General features: G+C 72.5%; 1 protein-coding gene. It reads left to right on the top strand.

The genetic code is table 11. The annotated features are described in order from the left end of the window. A partial coding sequence (locus ALMP_RS41855) for a type I polyketide synthase (RefSeq protein WP_264937279.1) occupies window positions 1-1072 on the top strand: 1072 nt, incomplete at both ends.

Here is a 1072-nt window from a genome sequence, read left to right as displayed (position 1 = left end):
GTTGAGTGCGGCGACGGGGCTGCGGCTGCCGGCGACGCTGGTGTTCGACTACCCGACCCCGGCGACGCTCGCCGGATTCCTGCGCGGAGAGCTGGTCGGTTCGGGAACCGCCGTGACCGGGCAGGTGCCGTCCGCCGCCGCCGGGGCGGTCGACGACGATCCGGTCGTGATCGTGGGGATGGCGTGCCGATTCCCGGGCGGTGTGGCGTCGCCGGAGGATCTGTGGCGCCTGGTCGCCGAGGGCCGGGACGCGATCGCCGGATTCCCCGAGGACCGCGGCTGGGACCTGGAGGACCTCTACGACCCGGATCCCACAGCACTGGGCAAGAGCTATGCCTCCGAGGGCGGGTTCCTCTACGACGCCGGTGACTTCGACGCGGCGTTCTTCGGGATCTCCCCGCGTGAGGCTCTCGCCATGGACCCGCAGCAGCGGTTGCTGCTGGAGACGTCGTGGGAGGCGTTCGAGCGGGCCGGGATCGATCCGTCCGCGCTGCGCGGCAGTCAGACGGGCGTCTTCGCGGGCGTCATGTACCACGACTACGTCGACGGCACCGGACCGGCGAACGCGGAGGTCGAGGGCTACGCGCTGACCGGCAAGTCGGGCAGTGCCGTCTCGGGCCGGGTCGCCTACACCTTCGGGTTCGAAGGACCGGCCGTCACCGTGGACACGGCGTGCTCGTCCTCGCTGGTCGCCCTGCACCTGGCAGGGCAGGCACTGCGCAGCGGCGAGTGCACCATGGCCCTCGTCGGCGGTGTGACGGTGATGTCGACGCCGGAGGTGTTCGTCGAGTTCAGCCGTCAGCGGGGTCTGTCGGCGGACGGGCGCTGCAAGGCGTTCTCGGCCGCCGCGGACGGCACCGGCTGGTCCGAGGGCGTCGGCGTTCTCCTCGTGGAGCGGCTCTCCGACGCCCGGCGCAACGGCCACCGCGTCCTGGCGACCGTGCGCGGCACGGCGGTGAACCAGGACGGCGCGAGCAATGGTCTGACGGCGCCGAACGGGCCGTCGCAGCAGCGGGTGATCCGGCAGGCTCTCGCCAACGCGGGCCTCACCCAGCGGGACGTGGACGCCGTC

Source organism: Streptomyces sp. A012304 (genome assembly GCF_026008495.1).
Lineage (GTDB): Bacteria > Actinomycetota > Actinomycetes > Streptomycetales > Streptomycetaceae > Streptomyces.
This window is presented reverse-complemented; position numbering and strand designations above follow the sequence as displayed.